This window comes from Acinetobacter sp. GN11 (genome assembly GCF_054823985.1).
In genome coordinates, this window is the sequence record NZ_JRVL01000225.1 from 1 (window position 1) to 5837 (window position 5837).

8 protein-coding genes are annotated in these 5837 nt (G+C 35.3%); 1 reads left to right on the forward strand and 7 read right to left on the reverse strand.

Translation table 11 applies throughout. From position 1 onward, the window contains the following. Positions 1-350: 350 nt before the first annotated feature. The 4 genes from NL42_RS16720 to NL42_RS16735 form a co-directional block, all read right to left on the reverse strand. Positions 351-809, reverse strand: coding sequence for an immunity 26/phosphotriesterase HocA family protein (locus NL42_RS16720; RefSeq protein WP_461313600.1), 459 nt, complete (start codon positions 807-809; stop codon positions 351-353). Positions 810-929: 120 nt separating this feature from the next. Beyond that, positions 930-1160, reverse strand: a complete 231-nt coding sequence (locus tag NL42_RS16725; RefSeq protein ID WP_461313601.1) for a hypothetical protein — start codon at positions 1158-1160, stop codon at positions 930-932. Positions 1161-1171: 11 nt separating this feature from the next. Continuing rightward, positions 1172-1552 (reverse strand): hypothetical protein, encoded by a 381-nt coding sequence (locus NL42_RS16730; RefSeq protein WP_461313602.1) that lies wholly within the window; start codon positions 1550-1552, stop codon positions 1172-1174. Positions 1553-1775: 223 nt separating this feature from the next. After that, positions 1776-3155 carry an L-serine ammonia-lyase gene (locus NL42_RS16735; protein WP_461313603.1) on the reverse strand — a complete coding sequence of 460 codons (1380 nt, stop codon included), beginning with the start codon at positions 3153-3155 and terminating at the stop codon, positions 1776-1778. 466 nt (positions 3156-3621) lie between these two features. Between NL42_RS16735 and NL42_RS16740 the strand changes: the two genes are divergently transcribed. Further along, positions 3622-4245, forward strand: a complete 624-nt coding sequence (locus tag NL42_RS16740; protein WP_080026741.1) for a hypothetical protein — start codon at positions 3622-3624, stop codon at positions 4243-4245. Between the two features lie 73 nt (positions 4246-4318). Here the strand turns inward: NL42_RS16740 and NL42_RS16745 are convergent, their stop codons facing one another. The 3 genes from NL42_RS16745 to NL42_RS16755 all read right to left on the reverse strand — a co-directional run. Continuing rightward, the gene (locus tag NL42_RS16745) at positions 4319-4789 is read right to left on the reverse strand and encodes an I78 family peptidase inhibitor (protein ID WP_461313604.1); all 471 of its coding nucleotides are present in this window, start codon (positions 4787-4789) and stop codon (positions 4319-4321) included. A gap of 110 nt (positions 4790-4899) precedes the next feature. Continuing rightward, positions 4900-5364, reverse strand: a complete 465-nt coding sequence (gene soxR, locus NL42_RS16750; protein ID WP_461313605.1) for a redox-sensitive transcriptional activator SoxR — start codon at positions 5362-5364, stop codon at positions 4900-4902. 202 nt (positions 5365-5566) lie between these two features. Further along, positions 5567-5837, reverse strand: a 271-nt coding sequence (locus NL42_RS16755) for a hypothetical protein (RefSeq protein ID WP_461313606.1), incomplete at its 5' end; no start/stop codon positions are given.

Consider the following 5837-nt stretch of genomic DNA (forward strand, 5'->3'; position numbering starts at 1 on the left):
CGTCCTACCGCAACGGGAGGAGACGAGGAGATGCTCACACAAAACTATTCCTCAGAAGAAATAATCCTGATGTGGTCGAAAAAACCGGTCCGCGACGACCGTCTGGCAATGTGGCCAGCAGGCAAAGAATAGTGCCCAACCCTATTGCAGTCAAGCATGCAAAATGACATTTGTTTTAAATTAGATCATTAAAAAAGTAAGGCTAAATAATGAAGGAGTTATTGTTAAGTGGGGCGTTATAGAGGGGAGTTTTCTAGGTTTAATGTGGTGCTAATTTTGCGATGTAAGTGGGAAATTAGAGATTTATTATCTCTTTAATACAGCTTCGTTCCCCGTGTCATGATACTTACTTAAGGCTTTGGTTTTAAATCTTCAACCCATACATTAGGTACACCTGCAAAATAATCTCTCAATCTATCTTCCACGTGCTCTAGTTCCCAGACCGCTGCACATTCTAAATCTTTAATTTCCTCATATGTTGCAGGTATAATATTACCTTGGTGATAAACTGAGAATTCCTTGCTAATCATATCTTGCATGAAATATTTATTTGGTATCGCCAAATCTGCTTCAATGGGCTTATTGTCAATCACTACCCACTGACCAGAAGTAATAGCATATTTCATTACGGGCACTCGAAATAATTCTTTTGCTGAATAAATCTTATCGAGACCAAGACTAGAAATATTATCTGTAAAAAAGTCATAAAAAAGTGTTTCCTCTTTATTTATGACCCGACCAAATGCATATTGACCATTTTTTAAATCAATTTGTAATAAAGCACCCTCTTTAAACCTTTGCTTTTTCATGTATTAAACCCCTTGTACGCTCAGTCATAATAGTTAGCTTTAATACTTTTAGGTGAGTTCTAATTAATCATTACACCATATCCTACGCTTGATATCTGATACGCAATCCACTGTAGTACTTTAAATAGATAACATAAATTGATTGAATAACTCTTTAACCTTTGAAGTAGTGTTTGTTTTAACAAAAAAGAATGAAACTTGATTTGGCTCAAACTTTATATGGAAAAGTACAGAATGCTTTTCCGTTAAAAAATCTTCAAATTGATCTGCAAGCTCCAAATCCGGACAAACTAGTATTACGCCGTATTCAGGATCTTCTATAATTTGTACATTAGAAATTGGGTTATTCATTTACTACTTCTCTAAATTTGTTGACTTTCACGCCATTTTTTTAATAAATCCTCAAGCTTCTTTTGTGCATTGAAACGTGGTTTGTCTCTATTTCTATCGTAATAATTGAGCCATTTTGTATTAGAAAACAACCAAAAAGACCAACCTTCATCAGTCAAATCACCGCGTGTTACCACCGCTTCTTTCACACCTTTTCCTAATACTTTTTCACGACTAACGAAGAAATTATTTTGAGCAAGAAAATTTAAATAATATGTATATATTTCTTCTGTTTGAAAATAATACTTCTCATCACGAACCCATTCATCATCGATTAGTACAACAGCTTCTCGATTAAGCGAACCTGGTACATTTATCGCTTTACATGAGCTTTCTACTTCTACTATTTTCACTATGGCATACTCTCTTGCAGGACATTATGAAATGGATTGCTCATAATCTATGTTCCAACTGTTTGTTAAAACACTAACAAAATTTATCATCAATATACTGATAATATTTTTTACTACTTCATATGTTTGCATTTCAAATTAAGTTGAAAAAAACAGGCTTCATCAAAATTGCGATGCAGCCCTTGAACACCCAATAAGGGACACTTCGTCCCCATCTGATTATTTAGCACTCAATTGCATTAACAGCGAGGCCACCTTTTGAAGTCTCTTTATATTTCTCAGACATATCTTTGCCTGTTTCTTTCATGGTCTGAATAACTTTATCGAGCGTCACAAAATGCTCACCCTCATCATGAAGTGCCATTTGTGCTGCATTAATGGCTTTTACCGCAGCAATTGCATTTCGCTCAATGCAAGGTACCTGAACCAAACCACCAATCGGGTCACACGTTAAACCCAAGTTATGTTCAAGTCCGATTTCAGCCGCATGCTCCACTTGTTCAGGTGATGCACCTAAAATCTCGGCTAAACCAGCCGAAGCCATCGCACACGCTGAACCGACTTCACCCTGACATCCCACTTCTGCACCAGAAATAGAAGCATTGAGCTTACATAAAATACCGACTGCCGCCGCACTCAAAAAGAAACGAACAACTTTGTCTTCAGAAAAGTCTTTAGAAAAAGTCACGTAATAATATAAAACTGCTGGAATAATTCCTGCTGCTCCATTTGTAGGAGCCGTGACTACTCGACCGCCAGCAGCATTTTCTTCATTTACGGCTAACGCAAATAAATTGACCCATTCCATGGCATGAAAAGTCGTCACAATCAGATTTGAATTTTTCTTATTTAATAATTTATCGTGAATTTTTTTAGCCCGACGTTTTACGTTTAATCCACCCGGTAATATTCCTTCGTTAATTAATCCATTATGAATACACTGCTGCATCACTTTCCAGATATCCATAATTTTGGCGCGAATCTCACTTTCACTACGCCAACTTTTCTCATTTTCAAGCATTAACTCACTAACTGATAAATGATGAGTTTTACATAAGCTTAAAAGTTCAGCCGCACTATGAAATGGATATGGAACCTTAATTTCACCAGTCTCAGACTGGGTTTGTGTTAATTGCCTTTGGCTAACAATAAAACCGCCACCAATCGAGTAATACGTTTCAGCATATAAAATTTCTTTCGCCTCGTTATAAGCAATCAGTTCCATTGCATTTGGGTGATGAGGCAAAGATTCATCTAAAAAAAGCAAATCATGCTTATAGTCAAAAGAAATACTCTTTTGCTGATCGAGCTGGATGGCTTTATTTTCAAGAACATCTTCAATCAAACTTGTACTTACTTGAGTATCGATATGTTCAGGGTCAAAACCCATTAATCCTAAAAGAATAGCCTTATCTGTCGCATGACCAACACCTGTTGCTGCAAGCGAACCATATAACTTAACCTGAATTCTAAGCGTCTTTTGTAGATCATTTTGCTTCAATAAATCGTCCACAAAACTACAAGCTGCTCGCATTGGCCCAACCGTATGGGAGCTAGATGGGCCTACACCAATTTTAAAAAGATCAAATACACTTATAAACACGGGGTCCTACCTTCAATTCATTATTATTCGTATGTTCGTCGTTATTGTGTCCTTTCGGATAACTCTAAAATTATCATTAAGCCGAGTACAAATCACGAATAACTATTGGCTAGCAGCGCAAAAAGACAACGGTTGAACCATCAACATTGATCGGTTTAATCAAAAATATAAATTGTGGAGCTTTTATCCCCCTAATAGATGTTCTGGAAATAGTCTTTAAATAAGTACGCCAATTTGTATAAATAAAAAACCACAAATATTAGCCATTAGTCGCACCTCTCTATTTTTATTCATTTTTGCTGGTAAAGTGTTTTACATGGTTTGATACAACCTACTTAACTCAGATGCATAATTCACCTGTTCTTGCATCTGATGTTTTTCAGCCTCTAGTCCGCTAGAGGCTTTTTTTATTATTGATATAAAGCCTGATATATTAAATTTATAGAAATAATGAAAGAGAAGAAAAATGAATCACATATTAAAATTGAGTGTTTTAAGCTTTCCGGTTTTATTCTTGAGTGGATGTATTGGCTGTTATAACCCAACAGGTTGTAACCGTGATGATTCGCCTTATTTCTATACAACTCAAATAACTCAAGCCAAAGGCGTAACTGTTCCGGTTGGAACAAAACTGGTTTATAAATCTCAAAAGTCAAAACAGAAAAATGAACAAACTGCTCCACTTAAAGAAGAAAATATAACCTCGATAAAACTACCAAAAGATACTGCTATTCTTTGGGGAGGAATGCCCACAAATCATCTGCTTCAATTTGCTAATTCCGAAATGCAGGGATTTACCGCATACCGAGCCCAAGAAGCCCCCGCTGTATATTCCAATCAATTTTTAAAGCTCTGGAAAGAGTGTGATAGTGATTTAGATATCTCGATCAAAAATAAAAATGACTGGAGTTTTAACCCTGCAAATATGAAAATTATTGGATGCGGAATTAACTATCAAGAAAGAGCTTCGTACAACACCAACAATTCAAGCCAAGATAAAGTTGATATTTTTCTAATCAATATTAACAAGGCTTTACAACAACTGCCTCAACAAAAAGAATATCCAGTCATTCACTATTCCCAAAATTAAAGTCGCAAAAAAGCCCGCATTTCAGCAGGCTTTTTTATTTCAAAATTCGGTCTATTAGCTTTTAATTAAAAAGTTAGCCACATGTTGCATTCGTAATTTTTTTAGAAGCTGGGTCAATGGTGATCGTAACTCGGTTTGTACGATAATCCATGGTCATTGGTTGACCTGGAGCAACTTTACGCACAATTTCTGATTGAGTCTTTTGCTTAATTTGATCATCAGTAAGGCCAGATTGCCCCACTAATTTTTGAGCTTCTTCTGCTATACAGTTCGCTTGATTGTCACGGAATAACTTCCATTCTTCAACGACTTGGCCATTTGGTAAATGACAATAGCCGACTTGACCATTTGCTTCATTTCTAATTTCTAATTTTCCACCTTGTTCAACACAATATTGACTAGCTGGATTTGGTGAACCAATTTTTGGTGGAGTTAGATCTTTATGTTGTACAGACGAGCAAGCCGTTAACGAAACAAGTGCCAAGCCAAGAAAAAGAATTTTTTGCTTCTTACTAAAAAAACTAAAGATATCAAAAAAATTCATGTTCCATGTCACTTCTTTACAATAAAAAACTCACTTGAATGATCTAGCAAAATAAATTTAATTTATTGGAAATTAAGATATTCCCAATTAAAAGCTATTTTTGAAATATTCTATTCAGGTCTTTCTAAAATTCGGGGGCCCGATCCATCTTGTCCTAAAATATCTTCAGGATTTCTTAATGGACATTGCTCTAATGATAAACAGCCGCAGCCAATGCACCAGTCCATTTCATCTCTTAACCTCGTTAACTTTTGAATTCGATCATCCAGATTTTCTCGCCAATGACTTGAGAGATCTTTCCATTGCTTAGCTGTTAATTTGCTACCTATAGGAAATTGACTTAAAGCTTCTTTGATTTCATTTAAAGGAATCCCCACCCTTTGAGCAACTTTAATAATCGCAATATATCTTAAAATAATTAAGGGATAGCGACGTTGATTACCATTCGTTCTTATACTTTTTATAAGGCCTTTTGCTTCATAAAAATGAAGAGTTGAAACAGTAACCCCGCTCCTTTTTGCAACTTCGCCCACAGTCAAAACGCGACTAGGGTCAGCTTTTTTATTTTCACTCATTACAATTGATCTCAACTTTACTTGAGGTTTATAAGAGTACGTCTTTGTTTTGTCAAATAAATAACAGGGATTTTGTTATATGTTATGAGCCGCTTTTATCAAGTTATAGGTCTTATCTGTAAAAGCAAAAGATAAAAAATGAATCTGATGATTAAGCCATTTCGATCTATAAAATAACTTGCTGTCAGTTAAATTTAAGAAATTAGTTTTGTAGAGTACAGGGACATCCACAAATCCAAAACATGTTGTAAACGAAAGGCATTGGAGCGCCTAATGGATAGACTTTAATTTGCTCGATCTTATAAGTTTTTTTACGTGATTCAATGTGTAGTATATTATCGTGACGTGCTATCACAATTCCCTTTTTATATAATTTTTTCCTTTCATTCTTTGCATCAAATTTATATACCAAAAAGTAAACTTTTTCTCCTACGCTGATCTTTGAATGATTAACCATAATGTAACCATTACAA

Excerpts from the sequence above, each read along its gene's own strand:
- NL42_RS16745 (WP_461313604.1), bottom strand. The coding sequence starts at position 4,789 with ATGAATTTTTTTGATATCTTTAGTTTTTTTAGTAAGAAGCAAAAAATT.
- NL42_RS16720 (WP_461313600.1), bottom strand. The coding sequence starts at position 809 with ATGAAAAAGCAAAGGTTTAAAGAGGGTGCTTTATTACAAATTGATTTA.
- NL42_RS16740 (WP_080026741.1), top strand. The coding sequence starts at position 3,622 with ATGAATCACATATTAAAATTGAGTGTTTTAAGCTTTCCGGTTTTATTC.
- soxR (WP_461313605.1), bottom strand. The coding sequence starts at position 5,364 with ATGAGTGAAAATAAAAAAGCTGACCCTAGTCGCGTTTTGACTGTGGGC.
- NL42_RS16725 (WP_461313601.1), bottom strand. The coding sequence starts at position 1,160 with ATGAATAACCCAATTTCTAATGTACAAATTATAGAAGATCCTGAATAC.